Origin of the sequence: Niveispirillum sp., from assembly GCF_017996735.1 — a bacterium.
Lineage (GTDB): Bacteria > Pseudomonadota > Alphaproteobacteria > Azospirillales > Azospirillaceae > Niveispirillum.
This window is the reverse complement of sequence record NZ_JAGOGJ010000033.1, coordinates 1-17,316: the sequence shown is the minus strand read 5'-3', so window position 1 is coordinate 17,316 and position 17,316 is coordinate 1. Positions and strand designations below refer to the sequence as shown.

The 17,316-nt window shown below is 65.3% G+C and carries 16 protein-coding genes; 7 read left to right on the top strand and 9 right to left on the bottom strand.

Features of this window, described 5'->3' with window-relative positions:
• Positions 1 to 55 precede the first annotated feature (55 nt).
• From KBA48_RS12745 to KBA48_RS12735, 3 genes are read left to right on the top strand one after another with little or no spacing between them, the layout of a single operon-like run.
• Positions 56 to 1,801 carry an acetolactate synthase catalytic subunit gene (locus tag KBA48_RS12745; protein ID WP_292906855.1) on the top strand — a complete coding sequence of 582 codons (1,746 nt, stop codon included), beginning with the start codon at positions 56 to 58 and terminating at the stop codon, positions 1,799 to 1,801.
• A 4-nt stretch (positions 1,802 to 1,805) separates the two neighbouring features.
• Positions 1,806 to 3,266 (top strand): NAD-dependent succinate-semialdehyde dehydrogenase, encoded by a 1,461-nt coding sequence (locus KBA48_RS12740; RefSeq protein WP_292906853.1) that lies wholly within the window; start codon positions 1,806 to 1,808, stop codon positions 3,264 to 3,266.
• A 14-nt stretch (positions 3,267 to 3,280) separates the two neighbouring features.
• Entirely contained in the window at positions 3,281 to 4,207 is a 927-nt protein-coding gene (locus KBA48_RS12735) for an alpha/beta hydrolase (RefSeq protein WP_292906851.1), read from the top strand.
• Positions 4,208 to 4,244: 37 nt separating this feature from the next.
• On the opposite strand, the gene KBA48_RS12730 is transcribed toward KBA48_RS12735, so the two are convergent.
• The 6 genes from KBA48_RS12730 to KBA48_RS12705 all read right to left on the bottom strand — a co-directional run bounded on the left by KBA48_RS12730 (position 4,245) and on the right by KBA48_RS12705 (position 11,601).
• Positions 4,245 to 5,009: an IclR family transcriptional regulator gene (locus KBA48_RS12730; protein WP_292906849.1), complete on the bottom strand. Its 765-nt coding sequence runs from the start codon at positions 5,007 to 5,009 to the stop codon at positions 4,245 to 4,247.
• Between the two features lie 71 nt (positions 5,010 to 5,080).
• The gene (locus KBA48_RS12725) at positions 5,081 to 5,860 is read right to left on the bottom strand and encodes a 3-ketoacyl-ACP reductase (RefSeq protein ID WP_292906847.1); all 780 of its coding nucleotides are present in this window, start codon (positions 5,858 to 5,860) and stop codon (positions 5,081 to 5,083) included.
• Between the two features lie 25 nt (positions 5,861 to 5,885).
• Positions 5,886 to 6,848, bottom strand: a complete 963-nt coding sequence (locus KBA48_RS12720) for a cyclase family protein (protein WP_292906845.1) — start codon at positions 6,846 to 6,848, stop codon at positions 5,886 to 5,888.
• A 12-nt stretch (positions 6,849 to 6,860) separates the two neighbouring features.
• Entirely contained in the window at positions 6,861 to 8,291 is a 1,431-nt protein-coding gene (locus tag KBA48_RS12715; RefSeq protein ID WP_292906843.1) for an aldehyde dehydrogenase family protein, read from the bottom strand.
• A gap of 11 nt (positions 8,292 to 8,302) precedes the next feature.
• On the bottom strand, positions 8,303 to 9,127 hold the full coding sequence (locus KBA48_RS12710) for an alpha/beta fold hydrolase (RefSeq protein WP_292906841.1): 825 nt from the start codon (positions 9,125 to 9,127) through the stop codon (positions 8,303 to 8,305).
• Positions 9,128 to 9,150: 23 nt separating this feature from the next.
• Positions 9,151 to 11,601, bottom strand: a complete 2,451-nt coding sequence (locus tag KBA48_RS12705) for a TonB-dependent receptor (RefSeq protein WP_292906839.1) — start codon at positions 11,599 to 11,601, stop codon at positions 9,151 to 9,153.
• Positions 11,602 to 11,845: 244 nt separating this feature from the next.
• Here KBA48_RS12705 and KBA48_RS12700 point away from each other — a divergent pair, with 244 nt between their 5' ends.
• Genes KBA48_RS12700 through KBA48_RS12690 form a run of 3 tightly spaced genes read left to right on the top strand, consistent with a single transcriptional unit; the run spans position 11,846 to position 14,984 of the window.
• Positions 11,846 to 13,456: an AMP-binding protein gene (locus KBA48_RS12700; RefSeq protein WP_292906837.1), complete on the top strand. Its 1,611-nt coding sequence runs from the start codon at positions 11,846 to 11,848 to the stop codon at positions 13,454 to 13,456.
• Positions 13,457 to 13,459: 3 nt separating this feature from the next.
• Positions 13,460 to 14,068: a 2-hydroxychromene-2-carboxylate isomerase gene (locus KBA48_RS12695; RefSeq protein WP_292906835.1), complete on the top strand. Its 609-nt coding sequence runs from the start codon at positions 13,460 to 13,462 to the stop codon at positions 14,066 to 14,068.
• A 25-nt stretch (positions 14,069 to 14,093) separates the two neighbouring features.
• Complete coding sequence (locus KBA48_RS12690; RefSeq protein WP_292906833.1) at positions 14,094 to 14,984, top strand: NAD(P)-dependent oxidoreductase; 891 nt, start codon at positions 14,094 to 14,096, stop codon at positions 14,982 to 14,984.
• A gap of 3 nt (positions 14,985 to 14,987) precedes the next feature.
• Here the strand turns inward: KBA48_RS12690 and KBA48_RS12685 are convergent, their stop codons facing one another.
• Both KBA48_RS12685 and KBA48_RS12680 read right to left on the bottom strand, forming a co-directional pair.
• Positions 14,988 to 15,365 (bottom strand): RidA family protein, encoded by a 378-nt coding sequence (locus KBA48_RS12685; protein WP_292906831.1) that lies wholly within the window; start codon positions 15,363 to 15,365, stop codon positions 14,988 to 14,990.
• 32 nt (positions 15,366 to 15,397) lie between these two features.
• Entirely contained in the window at positions 15,398 to 16,279 is an 882-nt protein-coding gene (locus KBA48_RS12680) for a LysR family transcriptional regulator (RefSeq protein ID WP_292906829.1), read from the bottom strand.
• A gap of 237 nt (positions 16,280 to 16,516) precedes the next feature.
• On the opposite strand from KBA48_RS12680, the gene KBA48_RS12675 reads away from it, so the two are divergent.
• A complete protein-coding gene (locus tag KBA48_RS12675) occupies positions 16,517 to 16,909 on the top strand; it encodes a RidA family protein (protein WP_292906827.1) in 393 nt (130 codons plus the stop codon).
• Between the two features lie 175 nt (positions 16,910 to 17,084).
• On the opposite strand, the gene KBA48_RS12670 is transcribed toward KBA48_RS12675, so the two are convergent.
• Positions 17,085 to 17,316 (bottom strand): hypothetical protein (locus tag KBA48_RS12670; RefSeq protein WP_292906825.1); only part of this gene is annotated, 232 nt, incomplete at its 5' end.

Sequence of the window (17,316 nt, the reverse complement as noted above, 5' to 3'; positions counted from 1 at the left end):
ACCATTCACGACAGGGCGGAGGCCGCGAAATGGCCGCTGAAACGGAGACATCCCAATGCCAGATACCGTCGCGGAAGCCGTCGCTTCCGCCCTTGTGCGCCACGGCGTGGAGTTCATTTTCGGGCAGAGCAATCCCACGGCGCTGATGCTGGCGGCCGAGGATGCCGGCATCCGCCAGCTTCTGTACCGGACGGAGAATGCCGCCGGCGCCATGGCCGATGCCTATGCACGCGTTTCCAACCGGATCGGCGTGGTGGCGGCACAGAACGGCCCGGCCGCCACCCTGATGGTCGCCCCGATGGCGGAAGCGCTGAAGGCGTCCATTCCCATGCTGGTGCTGGTCCAGGAGGTTCCGGCCTCCCAGCGCGATCGCAACGCCTTCCAGGAACTGGACCATTTCGCGCTGTTCGCCGGTGTGGCGAAATGGGTGCGCCGGCTGGACGATCCCGACCGGGCCGCCGAATATATCGACCTGGCCATGATCGCCGCCAACAGCGGCCGGCCGGGTCCCGTCGTGCTGCTGCTGGCCAAGGATATGCTGTTGCTGCCGTCCAGGGGTCCCGATGTCGCGCGCCGGCAGGATCTGGGCACCTTCCCGCTGGACCGGCCGCGCCCCGACGGGCACAGCGTCGAACGGGCCGCCGAACTGCTGGCCAATGCCACGTCACCGCTGGTGATCGCGGGTGGCGGCGTCCATACGGCACAGGCGGTGGAGGCACTGGACCGGCTGATCACCATCGGCTGCCTGCCGGTGGCGACCACAAACATGGGCAAGGGTGTGGTGGATGAAACCGGTCCGCTGTCGCTGGGCGTGGCGGCGAACCTGCTGGGGCGCAACGGTCCGGCGACAGCCCACCGGGACCTGATCGCCAAGGCGGACGTGGTGCTGCTGGTTGGCACCCGGACCAACGAGAACGGCACCGACGCCTGGAGCCTGACGGCACCCGGCGCCACCTATATCCATGTCGATATTGACGGGACCGAGGTGGGCCGCAATTACGAGGCGCTGCGGCTTGTCGGTGATGCCCGGGCGGCCATCCAGGACCTGACGGCGGCCCTGCAGCGGCGGGACCTGTCCAAGCGCAGGGACAAGGCCGGTGCGTTGATCGCGGAGATCGCGGCCGCACGGCAGATCCGGGCCGACGCCATCGCACCGCAAATGCAGGCCGATACGCGGCCGATCCTGCCACAGCGGCTGATGGGGGAACTGGACCGCCTGATCGGGCCGGACGATATCGTTGTGGCCGACGCCAGCTATTCCTCCGTCTGGGTCACGGGATACCTGACCACGCGCCGCGCGGGGCAGCGTTTCCTGACGCCGCGTGGCCTGGCGGGGCTGGGCTGGGGCCTGCCATTCGCCATCGGGGCAAAGCTGGCCCGGCCCGGCGCGCGGGTCGTGGGGCTGGTCGGCGATGGCGGCTTTGCCCATGTCTGGGGCGAGTTGGAAATGGCGGTGCGCGAAGGTGTCGCCCTGACCCTGATCGTCCTGAACAATTCGCAACTGGCCATGCAACGGCATGGGGAGAATCTGGGCTTCGGGCGCAGCACCACGGGCATCCGCTTCGTGGAGGTCGATCACGCCGCCGTGGCGCGGTCGGTCGGCGCGCAGGGGCACCGGATCGACGATCCAGACGCCTTCGGCCCGGCGCTGGAACAGGCGCTGGCGTCGGATCAGGTGACGGTGCTGGAGGTGATCAGCAATGCCGATGCCTTCGCGCCGCTGCGCATCTTCGACGGTCAGGAGGCGCGACTGGAGATACCGGCCGGCCCGCATGCGGCCGCCCGCCGGCAGGGCGCCTGACACAATGCCGGAACATGGATATTCCCAGGACCTGTCGGACCTGCCGCCAAGGCTGCTGATCGATGGTCAATGGCGCGATGCGGCGGACAATCGCCGCATCGCCGTGGAGAACCCGGCGACCGGGCGGGAGATCGCACAGGTCGCCGACGCCGCCACGCCGGACGGTTTGTCCGCCCTGGACGCCGCCTGTCGTGCACAGGCCCATTGGGCGGGACAGCCGCCCAGGTACCGCGCGGACCTGCTGCACCGGGCCTGTGACCGGCTGCTGGCCGAGCGGGACCGGTTCGCGCGGGTTATCAGCCTGGAAACGGGAAAGCCACCAGGGGAGGCGCGGGCGGAGGTCGACTACGCCGCCGGTTTCCTGCGCTGGTTCGCCGAAGAGGCACTGCGCATCCATGGTCGCGAACAGCCGGCACCCGGCGGCGGCATGCGGCAGATCATCAGCCGCTGGCCGGTCGGCCCCTGCCTGCTGATCACGCCCTGGAACTTTCCGCTGGCCATGATCACCCGCAAGGTCGGGCCGGCCCTGGCCGCCGGCTGCGCAATGGTGCTGAAGCCGGCGGAACAGACGCCGCTGACAGCCATCCTGTTCTGCCGGTTGATGCAGGAGATCGGCCTGCCGCCGGGTGTGCTGAACCTGATCACCACGACCCGCGCGGAGAGCGTGGTCGGCACGCTTCTGTCGGATGGGCGGCTGCGCAAGGTCTCCTTCACGGGGTCCACACGGGTCGGCCGCCTGATCCTGGCGGGCGCTGCGGCAACCATCCTGCGCAGTTCCATGGAACTGGGTGGCAACAACCCCTTTATCCTGTTCGACGACGCCGATCTGGATCGGGCCGTGGACAGCGCCGTGCAGGCCAAGCTGCGCAATCTGGGTCAGGCCTGCACGGCGGCGAACCGCTTTCTGGTGCAGGACGGGATCGCCGCCGCCTTCACGTCGCGTCTGACCGAACGGTTCGCCGCCCTGCCGCCGGACAGTCTGGGACCGATGATCGATACCGCCGCCCGGCACAATCTTCACGGGCTGGTCCAGGAGACGGTGGCGCGGGGGGCGACGCTTGTGCTGGGGGGTGAGATACCGGCGGGCCCCGGCTATCATTATCCGCCGACAATCCTGACGCAGATCCCGCCTGACGCGCCGATCCTGCACCGGGAAATCTTTGGCCCCGTGGCCCCCATCCAGACCTTCGCGACAGAGGCGGACGCCGTCACCATGGCCAATGACAGCGATTATGGCCTGGCCGCCTATGCCTGCACCCGTGACCTTGACCGTGTGATGCGCCTTCAGGCCGGATTGCAGACGGGTATGCTGGGCATCAATACCGGCATCATCTCCGACCCGGCGGCCCCGTTCGGGGGGATCAAACAATCGGGACTGGGCCGCGAGGGCGGGGTGGAAGGCATCGATGAATATCTGACCACCCGCTACACCGCCATCGCAGCACCACCGGCGCCAAGCCATTGAACAGGAGGAACGACATGCCGCTCAGCGAGATCATGCAGCAACGACTGGAAGACTGGAAACAGGCGGCCATGCAGTTCGCCCCCCTGCTGCTGGGGCAAACGCCGGAACGGCCATTGGCGGATATTCGCGCCGACTACAATCGCGAGCTGGCCCGCAACCTGCCGCCGGCGGGCGTCACCAGCGAGGATGTGGATATGGGCGGCGTGCCTGGCATGCTGGTCACGCCGGACAATGCGCGCCGCGGCCGCGTGCTGTTCTATATCCATGGCGGCGGCTATATCAGCGGGGGACCGTCCGGCTATCTGGGCCTTGCCGGCCATTATGCGCGGCGGCTGGGCGCGCGGGTCTTCCTGCCCGATTACCGGCTGGCCCCGGACCATGCCTTTCCCGCCAGTCTGGATGATGTCGTCACCGCCTGGCGCTGGCTGGTGGAGCGGGAGGGGGGCGCGGCCAACATCGTGATCTCCGGCGATTCCGCCGGCGGCGCCATGGTCGTGTCATCCATGGTCCGGGCACGCCGTCTGGGCCTGGCCCTGCCCGTCGGCGGGGTGGCGATCTCGCCCTGGGCCAATCTGGAAATGACGGGCGCCTCCTACACCACCCGCGACGGCATCGATCCGCTGTGCAACCGGGAAATCCTGACCCTGATGGCCCGCTGCGCACTGGGCACCACGCCTGCCGGCGATCCCGACGCCTCCCCGGTCTTCGCCGATGTGCGTGGCCTGCCCCCCGTCATGATCCAGGTCGGCGAAAGCGAGGTGATGTTGAGCGATGCGTTCCAGTTGGCCGCCCACCTGACCGACCACCGGGTGCGCACAACGCTGGAGGTCTGGCCGGAGATGTTCCATGTCTGGCCGATGTTCACGGACATCCTGCCAGAGGCGCAACAAGCCCTGGACAGCGCCGCCCGGTTCCTGGACAGCCTGCTGCCATCGGCTTGAAGCAAAGGCACCCGGCCGGCATGGCGCTGGCCGGGTGTCAGTTCTTTTCGACCAGAAGTCGCGTCGCCTCGGCCGCCGACGACATCACGGCATCCAAGAAGGCGTCGCGCGATTTGTCCATGCGGAAGGTGGGGGTGACGATGCCCACCGCCCCCAGCACCGTGCCCGCCGCGTCGAAGACCGGGGCGCCGACGGCAATGATGCCGTCCTCCGTCTGCCCGTCATCGGCGGACCAGCCCCGCACCCGGATCTGCGGCAATTCCTTTTCCAGCCCTTTCACCACGGCCTTGCGCTGGCGTTCCGGCAGGGGGGTCAGGGATTCGGCCAGCATCGCCTCGCGTGCCGCCTCGTCCAGATGTGCCAACACGGCCTTGCCCGATGCACGGCGATACTCATACCCCTTCAGGCCGACATAGAGGCCCGAGACCCGCAGCTTCTGCGAGCCTTCGACCAGTACCTTCAGCACCACATTGTTCCCTTCCCGCAGGGACAGGAACGAGGTTTCCAGGGTCTGGGCCGACAGGCGGCGGACGATGTCGGACAGGGACTGTTCCGTGCTTTGCGACCGACGATAGCCACGGGCCAGTACACCGACCCCATCACCCAGTTCCAGCCCGCCATCATCGTTGCGCTCGATATAGCCACGGGCCATCAGAGTGCGCAGCAGGTGGTAACAGGTGGTGATGTTGAGCTTCAGCGCCTTCGACACGTCGCGGATGCTGGGCGGTTGCGGCGCGGCCGCGACGAACTCCAGAAAGGAGAGCGCGCGTTCGACAGTCTGGAGGGTGTAGCCGTTTTCCATGCGACCTACATAAATCAAAACACATTCGCTTGGAATGGCGTATCGGAAGCAGCCTTTCGAACGCGGCCGGCCTAGAGAATACGGGGAATATTCAGGCCGCCCGCCACCCAGATCGGTTGTCCCGTCATGTAGGGAAGCGCACCGGATGCCAGCGAAAGGACCGTGCGGCCGACATCCGCCGCCTCTCCCCAGCGGGGAATCGGCACCCGCCCGCTGGCCAGCAGACGCTTGATCGTGTCATTGCCGACACTGGCCGTCATAGGCGTGCGCATCAGGCCGGGCCGCACCTCATGCACATGGATACCGTCCGGTGCCAGACGGGAGGCGAACAGCGCCGTCATCATGGAAAGGGCCGATTTCGTCACGCAATATTGCGACCGGTCGGTGAAGACGATTTCCGCCGCCATCGAGGTGATGGTGATGATGGAACGATAGACGGGCGGATCGGCGGCACCGGATGCCAGCAGCCGGTTGGCGAAGGCCTGGGTCAGAAAGAACGTGCCGCGCAGATTGATATCGACCGACCGGTCGAAGGCAGCGGCATCCAGGTCCAGAATATCGGTCAGGGGCCGCGCGGCGATCCCGGCATTGTTGACCAGGCAATCCAGCCGCCCGAAATCCCGCTGGATGGCAGCCAGCACATCCGCATGCCGTTCGATCCGCGCGATATCCATCGGGTAATAGCGGCAGGCATCGTTGCGCAACGTGTCGGGCAGCAAGGGTTCGTCAGGCAGGTCAATGACAGCCACCCTGAAGCCGCCGCCGATCAGCGCCTCCGCGATGCCCAGCCCAAGCCCCTGCAACCCGCCCGTCACAATGGCGACGGGCCGCACGTCATTCATGTCGGACATAGTCAGTTTCCTTGAAGGAAAATCGTCACTTGATGGCGACGGGGTTCACGGGCGCGCCCGTGCCCTGGACGATCTTCAGCGGGGCCGCCACATAGAGGAAGTCGTACTGCCCATCCTCGGCACAGTCGTCCGCCAGCTTCGACAGGTTGCACAATTCGGTGAAGGCAACGCCCAGATTGCGCATCAGGGCGCCGTGCAGCGGCAGCATCACCCCGGTCACCGGATCGAGGGTCACCTCGTTCGCCATGGTGTCGGTGACCAGATTGGGGATTTCCATCTCATGGAACCAGCGCACCAGTTCCGGGGAATAGGTCAGACCCGGTTCAATGAAATCGGCGAAAAAGGCGCTGGCCCCGGCGCTGTAATAGGATTCGATGAAGCCGGTGCGGATGACGATGATGTCGCGCTTGGCGATCTCCACCTTCTGCGCGGCGGCGGCGGCCAGCAGATCCTCGTGGCTGAAGGTCTCCCCCTTGTCCAGATAGGGTTTGCCGCGCAGCCGGGCGATGTCCAGCAGAACCCCCCTGCCCGCCACCCCACGTTCGGCGATGGCCTGGACGCTGGCCTTCTGCAATCCGCCGATGGTGGTCTTGGCATCATAGCCGTTATAGAGCTGCCCGTCGTACCAGACATGGCCCAGCGCGTCATATTGCGTGGAACCCTGCAGGTAGGCGGAGATGGCATCATCGGCATAATGCTGGCCGCCGGGAAATTGCGGCCCCTTGCCCCCGATCCAGTGGCCCTCGTCGATGATCTGATACCGTTCGGCCCCCCGGCGACCGGGCCACACGGGGTCACCCTTGGGGTCGGCCATGGGCACCTGCAAGGTGAACAGCTTGCCCGACCGCACCGATGCCAGGGCCGCCAACACCTGCGGCGCACCTAAGTAATTCAGGGACCCGACCTCATCCTCCGGTCCCCATTTCCCCCAGTTTTTGGGCGCATCCTTCAGAAGCTCGCCGATTTCCGGCGTGCAGATATTGCACATGTCAACGCCCCCTCAACCGGCAGCGGCGGCCAGGGGCCGGCTGGTGATGGTCTGGATATTGGTGAATTCCAGCAGGCCGGCCATGCCATGCTCGACCCCCACGCCGGATTGCTTGTGCCCGCCGAAGGGCGCATGCGGGGAAAAGGCGAACATCTCGTTGATCCAGACGGTCCCCGTCTGCAACCGCTCCCCGATGCGGCGAGCCTGCTCCAGATCATTGGACCAAACGGACCCACCCAGTCCGGTCTCGCTGTCATTGGCGCGGCGGATCACATCGTCGATATCGTCATATTTCAGCAGCGGCAGGATGGGGCCGAACGCCTCCTCCGTCACCACCCGCGCATCCTCTGGCGGGTTGTCCACGATGGTGACGGGAATGAAATAGCCCGGACCCTCCGGCACGTCGCCCCCGATCAGGAAACGGTGCCCCTCCGCCCTGGTCTGTTCGATCAGGTTCCGGACCTTGTCGAACTGCATGCGGTTCTGCACGGGGCCCAAATCGCTGCCCTGCATCGACCCGTCGCCGATGCGGATGGTGCGGGCATAGTCCACCAGCTCCCGCGCCAGATCGTCATAGATATCGGCATGGACATAAAGGCGCTTGATGGCCACGCAGACCTGGGCGCTGTTGAAGAAGGCGCCCCAGAACAGGGCAGGCGCCACGGCCTTGGGATCGACATCGGGCAGGACGATGCCGGCATCATTGCCGCCCATTTCCAGGGTTACGCGCTTCAGGGTGCGGGCGGCACTTTCCATCACGCGCTTGCCCGTCGCCGTCGATCCGGTGAAGGATACCTTGGCGATGTCCGGGTGATCGGTGATCCACTGGCCCAGATCATTGCCGCCGGTGACGATATTGACGACGCCGGGCGGCAGGATATCCCGCAGCAATTCCCCCAGACGCAGTGTGGTCAGCGGCGTATAGGGCGAGGGCTTCAGCACCAGCGTATTGCCCGCCAGCAGGGCCGGCGCCATTTTCCAGATGGCCATCAGGATCGGTGCGTTCCAGGGCGTGATGGCGCCCACGACGCCCAGCGGCGTATGGCGGATTTCCACCCGCCGTCCCGCCTCCTGCCGCACCTCCACCGGCAGGGTGAAGGTGGAAACGGCCCGGCACCAGTCGACACAGGTCGCCACCTCCCAGTCGCAGCCCGCGCGGGGGCGGCCCTGTTCCGCCGTCAGCAGGGCCGAGAAGGCGTCCTTGTTGGCCAACAGACAGTCGCCAATCGCGGCCACCAGGGCCTGTCGTTCCGCCACGGGCCGGGCGGACCAGACGGGAAAGGCAGCCTTCGCGGCCTCCACCGCCGCATCCAACTGCGCCCGGCTGGCATCCGGAACCTGGGCGATCACCTGCTCTGTGGCCGGGTTGACCACGGGAAGGGTCTTGTCACTGACCGCCGGCTGGCCGGCAATGGTCATCGTGTAGTCGCCATCGAAGATCATTGAAATTGCTCCTATCGGGCAATCGTATCCGCAAAGAAACGGAGAGCCAGGGGAAGGACAGTGTCGGGAGCCTCCAGGATGGGGGTATGGCCCACTCCCTCCAGCACGATCTGCCGGCCATCGGGAACGCCGTCGGCCACTTCGCGCCCCCAATCGGGCGGACGGGCGATGTCGTCCGCCCCCGACAGGACCAGGGTGGGCACGGCGATGGAAGGCAGAAGGTCGACGGCACTGGTACGGTTCAGCACGCCCACCAGCGCCGGCCAGCGCGACATGGGCGTCAGTTCCAGCTTGTTGCGCCAGGGGCGCAGCATCGGCTGGGCATCGGCCTGCGCCCGCGTCGTGGCTCCGAACATGATGGACATCAGCACATCCAGGTTCTCGCCCACAAAGCCGGTGCGCCGCGCCCCCTCCAGCCAGGCGGTGAAATGCGCCAACTGATCCGGCGGCTCGGCCCGCACCGATGAACCCAGCATGGCAAGGGACGCGAACAGATCGGGGCGCCGGGCGATCATGCGCACGGCCACGTCACCGCCCATCGACGCGGCGGCAAGATGCACAGACCGCAGGCCCAGAATGTCGATCAGGGCATTCATGTCGTCGGCGCAGCAATCCATGTCCACCACGTCACCCGTATGCGGGGCGCTGCTGCCCTGCCCCCGGAAATCCGGGCGGACGAAGCGGAACCGCCCTGCCGCCGCCGGGACCAGCGCGTCGAACATCGACCCGTCCAGCCACAGCGAATGCAGGCAGAAGATCACGGGCAGATCGACCTCTCCCGTATCCTGCACCCACAGGATGGTGTCCCGCACCGGAATGCCGCGCGCCATCGCCATGTCGTTTCCTCCCTTGCCGGTTTTTAGAAATTATAGCCCAGGGTGACACCATATTCGGCCGGGCGCCCCGTGTAGCGCACGATGGTGTCGAAGGCCCGCAGGCTGTTGGTCCAATAGAAGGTGTTGGTAACGTTGCGCCCCCAGACGGACACGGTCCAGCTATCATCGTCCGCCTTCAGGCCGGCGCGCAGATCCAGCGTCGCATAGCCGTCGATCTGTGCATCCGCCTTGTCCTGCGCCGACAGTTGCGGGGACCCGTAGCTTTTGGTCTGCGCCCGCAGGCTGGCACCCAGGAAGGCGACCCGTCGGTCATCCACGGGGAATTCGTAATCCGCGCTGGTCGCCAGGGCGAATTTCGGCGCGAAAGGCAGGGTCGTGCCCGCGAACGACGCCCGCGTGGGGAACAGCAGCCCGCCGACATTATTGGCCCCGACGATCCCGTCATAGGTCTTGATCTTGGCGTCCAGCCAGGTGACGGCGGTGCGCAAAGTCAGCCCCCGGATGGGCATAGCGGTCAGGTCCAGTTCGGCGCCATAGGTGCGTGACTTCGGAATGCTGACCAACTGTTCCAGGGCGCCGAACAGCGGATCGACGGTCTTGCCGCGCGTCTGCTTGTTGGCATAGTCGTAATAGAAGGCGGCCCCGTTCAGCATGATACGATGATCCGCCACGGTCGACTTGAAGCCCAGCTCATAAGCTGTCAGCTTTTCCTGCGGCACCGGATAATATTGCTCCTGGGACGCGCCATTGGCGATGGGGAAGGCCCCGCCCTTGAACCCGCGCGAGGCGTTGGCATATAGCAGCAGACCATCCGTCGGCTTGAAATCCAGCCCCAGGCTCCACGGCACATTGTCTTCCTTCAACGTGCCGTGATAGTCGCCCGACACGCAGGTGTCCGGGTTGATGGAGATGGACTTCCCCGGCACCACGGGCGTGAAGGTCACACCCGGACAGAAGATCGGGACATAAACGGCCGGCATCACGATGTTGAAGAACCGCGTCAGGCCGGGGCTGTTGGGATCGGGTTCCACATAGCCCGGCGTGTCATAGGCGCGGTTGACGGCCGTGCGCTTGCTGTCGGAATAACGGATGCCGGCCTTCAGGGTCAGGTTGTCGGCGACATCAAATTCCAGATTGCCGAAGGCCGCCCATTGCTTGAAGACCTGCCGGCTGTCGAAGCTGTTGGCGGTAAAGCCGTCGCGCGTACCGGTCGATGCCTGCGGATAGATGGCGCCGATATTCTCGTAACTGCCCGTCCGCTGGTAATTGGCTCCGACCATCCAGCGCAGGGTCGCGCCGGCATCGGTACTGGCCAGGCGCAATTCCTGGCTGACATCATCGGCATCGGCATTATTCGACGCCTGATCAAAGGCCGGCAGATCGGTCCCGGAATAGGATGAGGCCTTGCGCTGCCGCAGGTCGCTGTACCCGGTCAGGGCCGTGAGGGTCACATCCTCGGTCAGGTCGTAATTGATGTTCAGCGCCGCCTGATAGAAGCGGTCATCGCGATAGGGGCGGTAATCGGGCGACCAGTTCGCGGCGCGCGCGTCACGCGGGGCGGCAGGCAGCGCCAGCAGCGGCAGCGCCGCCGTCACCGTGCCGCCGAAACCCGATGACCCGATGGGCGCCTGCAGGTCGGCCGGCAGAGTCTTACGCGCCAGTTGCGGCGCCTGCGGATCGGACCGGTTCAACCAGCCGTTCAGGTTCAGTTCCACCCGCAGCGCGTCCGACGCCTGCCAGTCCAGCAGCACGCGGCCGGCCGCGTCGTCCAGTTCACCCAGCTTGTCATCGCGGGTATAGCTGCGCTGCCAGGCATCACCCCGGTTCAGCTTCACCGCCACACGGCCGTTCAAATCATCCGTGATCGGCCCGCTGACAAAACTGTCCAGGCGCACCGTGTTGAAGCGGCCATATTCGGCCTTGATGCCGCCCTGCGCCTGCCGCGTGGGCTTGGCCGCAATCAGGTTGATGGCGCCGCCGGTGGCGTTGGTGCCGAACAGCGTGCCCTGCGGCCCCTTCAACACCTCCACCCGTTCCAGATCAAACGCGGTCAGGGCGGAAAAAGCCGGGATGGCCAGCGGCACCTGATCCAGATAGATGGCGACGTCGGGGGCCGAACTCAGCGAGCTTTCAAAAAAGCCGACGCCACGCAGCGTGTAGACCGGGGAGCCGCTGGGGCTGGGCGTGACGTCCAAACCGGGCACCATCTTCGCCAGATCGGTGACGGCATTCACACCCTGGCTGGCCAGCAGATCGCCATCGAAGGCCGTCACCGTCAGGCCGACATCCTGCAGGCGCTGTTCCCGCTTCTGGGCAGTGACGACAATTTCCAGCAGTTCCGGTTCATTTCCAGCCTGTTCGGCCGGCTGCTGAGCCTGCGCCAGCACCGGCAGGGCGATGCCCAGCATCGCGCCGACAGCAACAGGGCTGAACCGCCGGCGACGGCCGGCAGCCAACTGCTTCCCCTTGTTCATTACTTCCTCCAATCGCGGGCGGTCACTGCCGCCGCTTCTTGTTGCGGCCACTATCCGGGCCCTGGGCGGGTGTGTCAATATCTGTATTGTGTTCATATATTGAAATAATGAAATCTCAGGATCGCGCAACCGCCATCCCTTGATAATTTCATTATTTGCACAAAATTTCATATTTGACACATTGGCGGTTTGCCCGCATAGGAAGGGCAGCCAACCGGAACCCTGATGAAAAGGGAGATCCCCCATGCCCGACCAGCCATTCCGTACCCGGCTTCTGACACGCTCCTACTGTCCTGCCGATCGCTCCGTGCCGTTGATCGAGGAACCGGTAGGCCAGGCCTTGCTGCGGGCCGCGCGCATCCACGGCGATGGCGTGGCGCTGATCGACGGACAGGTCGACCGTGCGGCGCGGCGGCGCTGGACCTTCAATGAACTGGCCGCCGACGCGCAAAGGGTGGCCTATGCCCTGCTCCGGCATTTCGAACCGGGCCAGCATGTGGCGGTCTGGGCCGGCAACCGGCCGGAATGGGCCCTGATCGAATATGGCGCCGCTCTGGCGGGACTGGTGTTGGTCACTGTCAACCCAGCCTATCTGGCCCAGGAACTGGCTTATGTGCTGGAACAGTCGCAGGCCAGCGGCATCATCGTTCAGGACCATTATCGTGGCCGCGACCTGTGCGATCTGATCGACAGCGTGCGCCCCGCCCTGCCCCGCCTGCGCCATGTGATCACGTTATCGACCTGGGATGCCTTCCTGGCGGCCGCACCCGACGGAACCCTGCCCCCCGTGTCACCGGATGCGGTGGCGCAGATCCAGTACACCTCGGGCACGACCGGCTTTCCCAAGGGCGCCTGCCTGACCCATCGCGGGCTTGCCAATAACGGAAGGCTTTATGCACAGGCGATCGGGGCCGGGCCGGGCGACATCTGGATCAACGCCATGCCGATGTTTCACACGGCCGGTTGCGGGCTGGCCACGCTGGGTGCGCTGCAGACGGGGGGAACGCAGGTGATGGCGCCCGGCTTCGACGCGGGTCCCATGCTGGACCTGTTCGAACAGGAACGCGGCACCACCATGATCTGCGTGCCCACCATGCTGATCCGGATGCTGGAGGAACAGGCAAGGCAGCCCCGCGACCTGTCAAGCTGGCGACTGGTCACGCTGGGTGGGGCGCCGGTGCCGCCGGAACTGGTCCGCGACGCCGAAACAATCCTGGGCGTGAAGGTCGCCATCGGTTTCGGCCAGACGGAGGCATCCCCCTATCTGACACATACGGCGGTCGATGATAACTACCCCGCCTGGGTTGAAACCGTGGGCCGGCCTCTGCCGCAGACGGAGGTGAAGATCATCGACCCAGAGACGGGCGATATTGTGCCCCTTGGCGCGACTGGCGAAATCTGCGGACGGGGTTACGGCATCATGACCGGATACCATAACGCACCGGACGCAACGGCGGCGGCCATCGACGCCGACGGCTGGCTGCATACCGGTGATATCGGCAGCATGGATGGACAGGGCTATTGCCGGGTTCTGGGCCGCCTGCGCGACATGATCATCCGGGGTGGCGAGAACATCTATCCGCGCGAGGTGGAAGATGTGCTGATGACCCATCCGGCCATCCGCGACGTGGCCGTGGTCGGCCTGCCGGACCGGGATATGGGGGAAAGCGTGGCGGCCTGTGTGCTGCTGACGGCACCCGGTGCCGCCGACCCCACGGGGCTGGAGGCGTTCTGCCGCGAACGGCTGGCCGGCTACAAGGTCCCGCGCCGCTGGCACTTCATGGATGCCTTCCCGCAGACGGCTTCCGGCAAGGTGCAGAAATATGTCCTGCGCGACCTGCTGTCGAACGGGTGATGCGTGCCTTCCCCGACGCTGGATTTCTATTTCGACTTCATCTCCCCCTATGGCTGGATCGGGGCTGAGCAGGTCGGCGCCCTGGCGCGCCGCTTTGGCCGTGAGGTCCGTTGGCATCCGATCCTGCTGAAAATGACGGTGATCGAGGCCATGGGCCTGCCGCCGCCTCTGCAAACCCCGCTCAAGGGGGCATATATGCGGCACGATATCGGGCGGTCATTGCGTTACCACGGCCTGACCCTGGCCCCGAACGCCCGTTTCAGCTTTCCGCCCCTGAACGCGGCCCGTGCCGTCCTGTGGGCGAAGACATGGGCGCCGGACAGGGTGGAACCCCTGGTCCTGTCGCTTTATCGCGCACACTGGGCGCAAGCGCGGGACATCTCCGTCGCCGAAACGGTGCTGGACATCGTGGCCTCGACCGGCCTGCCCCGCGCTGCGGCCGTGGATGCTCTTCAAAGCGACGGCCTTCGCGATGCCCCCAGGGCCGTCACGGCCGACGCCATGGCCGCCGGCATCTTCGGCTCCCCCACCCTCGTCATCGACGGGGAGGCGTTCTGGGGATCGGATCGGCTCGCAATGGCGGAAGCCTGGCTGCAAACCGGCGGCTGGTGATCTTTTTCCAATTCAAGAGGTATTCATGACCCGTTCCCTGAAGGACAAGACGCTTTTCATCAGCGGCGGATCGCGCGGCATCGGCCTGTCCATCGCGTTGCGGGCCGCACGCGACGGCGCCAACATCGCTATCGCCGCCAAGACCGCCGAACCACACCCCAACCTGCCCGGCACCATCCATACCGCTGCCGACGCCATCCGCGCCGCCGGCGGCAAGGCTCTGCCCATCCTGTGCGACATCCGGGACGAGGCGCAGGTGGAACAGGCCGTGGCACAGACCGTGGCCGCATTCGGCGGCATCGATATCTGCATCAATAATGCCAGCGCCATCAAACTGACCGGCATCCTGGACACGCCCATGAAGCGTTTCGACCTGATGCATGGCGTCAATGGCCGGGGCACCTTCCTGGTGACCCAGAAATGCCTGCCGCATCTGCTGCGGTCCCAGAACCCGCATGTCCTGTCGATCTCCCCACCGCTGCATATGGAGGAACGCTGGTTCGGTCCCCATGTCGCCTACAGCATGGCCAAATATGCGATGAGCCTGGTGGTTCTGGGTGTGGCAGGGGAATATCGCGGACGGGTCGGCGTCAATGCGCTGTGGCCGCGCACGGCCATCGATACCGCCGCCATGGCGGAGTTCAAGCCCGTGGAAGATGGCCGTCCCCTGCGCTCGCCTGAGATCGTGGCCGATGCCGCCCACCTGATCCTCACCGCACCCGCGACGGAGACGACGGGGAACTTCTTTATTGATGATGAGGTCCTGCGTGCGCATGGCCGCACCGATCTGTCACCCTACGCCCCACCGGGCACGGACGATATCGACCTTCTGCCCGACTTCTTCGTGCCCAGCCTGCGGGAATTGCGGGGCTTGCCGGATGCCGACAATCCTTATCACCGGCCAAAGCTCGACTGACCCTCAGCGCACGGCTATGGCCTCGATCTCCACCAGATAGCGGGGTGAGGCCAATGCCTTGACGAAAACCAGCGTACCGGCGGGTGGCGGCGACGGCAGGGCGGGGGTAAAGGCACGCAGGAAGCCAGCCATATCCTCCTCCCGCGTCAGATAGACGGTCAGCTTGGCGACGTCTGCCATGGCCATGCCGCCGGCCGTCAGTACAGCCTCCACATTGGCCAGCGCTGCACCGGCCTGCGCCTCGATCCCGTCGGCGGCGACCCCTTCCGCATCGATGCCGACCTGCCCCGCCACATAGAGCGTGCGCATGCCGGTGGCGACCATGCCCTGACTATGAGCGGGATTGGGACGGGCACCAGGCCGGTTGACGGCTTGCAACATGATGGTCTCCGCAATTTCGAAAAGGATGAAGATCAGCCGCCCAGTTCCGCGACCATCAGGTCGATGAAGCGCCGGACGCGCGGCTCCAGGAAGCGTTTGGTTGGATAGAGGGTGACGATGGACACTTCGTCCATCTCCAGGTCGGGCAGCACCTGACTCAGGCGGCCGGCGGCCAGATGGTCGGCCACCAGGAAATCCGGCAGGAAGGCGATGCCCAGGCCGGCCAGGGCCGCATCCCGGATCGCTTCCCCGCTGTCCAGTCGCAGCCGGCTTCGCCCTTGCGCGCGCACCCAAGTGCCATCCGCGTCACGAAACCGCCAGGCCTGACGACGCGACCCGCTGCTGAAATAAAGACAGTCATGCGCGGCCAGATCGTCCAGGCATTCGGGCCGCCCCCTGGCCGCCAGATAGGTCGGGCTGGCGCACAGGATGGCCCTGTATTTGGTGATGACGCGAGAAACCAGCCGGTTATCGGCGCTGTTGAGACCGATACGGACGGCAAGGTCGAAACCATCCTCCAGCAGATCGGCAACCCTGTCGCTGAAACTCACCTCCACCTGGATATCAGGCCAGGTCCGCAGGAATTTCGCCAGCAGGGGCAGCACGATCAAACGCCCGAATGCGTCCGGAACCGTCATACGCAGCACGCCGCGCGGGGTGCCAGCGGGACTGGCAACACTGGCCTCGGCATCGTCGATGGCGGACAGAATCTGCTGCCCCCGATCATAGAGGACGCGACCTTCGTCGGTCAGGGCGAGGCTGCGCGTTGTCCGATTGAGCAGCCGGATGCCCAGCCGCCCCTCCAACCGCCCAACGGCCTTGCCGGCAGCCGACCGCGTCAGCCCCATGGAACGTCCACCCGCCACGAAGCTGCCGGCATCCACAACAGCCATGAACACCAGGATGTCGTTCATGTTTGCCCGCAGCATGCCGCCCCACAGCTTTCCAATGTACCTTTCTTTCATATAGTGAAATTTTTCATATTTTGGCAATATAAACATTGCTGGGGTGGGTGAGAAGCCGTGGCCAGATCCGGCGTCAATTCTGATCAGTGGGGAAATCCGTTCGACAAATAATCCCTTAATGTCCCCAAAGCCGCCGCCCGTTCATGGGGCGTTGTCGCGGTTTATCGAGCCAACGGGAACATCACCATGACCAACATCGTCCGCACCTTCGATCACGGCGTCTCGTGGGAAAAGGAATTCGGCGTTACCCAGGCCTATGCCGTGAACGGCACGATCCATATCTCCGGCCAGTTCTCCCATGACATGCAGGGAGAATTCGTCGGTCCCGGCGACATCCAGGCGCAGACCCGGCAGACCTTGTCGAATCTGGATCGCGTGCTGGCCGGCTATGGCGTGTCCAGATCGAACATCGCCTATATGGAAATCTATCTGACGAACCCGCAGCGCGATTTCGGCGAGTGCATCACGCTGTTCAAGGAATATCTGGGCACGCACCGGGTCGCCGGAACCTGCCTTGGCGTACCCAGCTTGGTCTTCCCCGACCAAATGATCGAAATCAGCGCCGTGGCGTACATTTAGGGCATTTTCCTATCCGTCGCGGTCATATTGACCCCAACCTGAAAAACTACGCCGATGCAGGTAGTCCATAGGAGGGCCCCCGTGCGCGGGAGGAACCCGTGGGCTCACCTGTACGGCCGCCAGGGGCGGTGATCTGGCGCCGTTCTTGAACCCCCAACTGTCATTGCCTGTTTCATCATTCCCCGGCCCGTTTCAGGATGCCCACCCGCTTCAGATAGGTGCGGATGACATTGCGGGTAACGCCCAGGATCGCGGCCGTGCGCACCTGATTGCCCTGTGCGAAGGCATGGGCTTCATGCATGATCAGGTCGATCAGCCGGTCCAGCAGCTCTGGCTCCCCGCGTTGGAACAGACGGTGGAGCAGGGGACGGATGGCGTCCAGCGGCTCCTGCGCAGCGGCCTGGGGA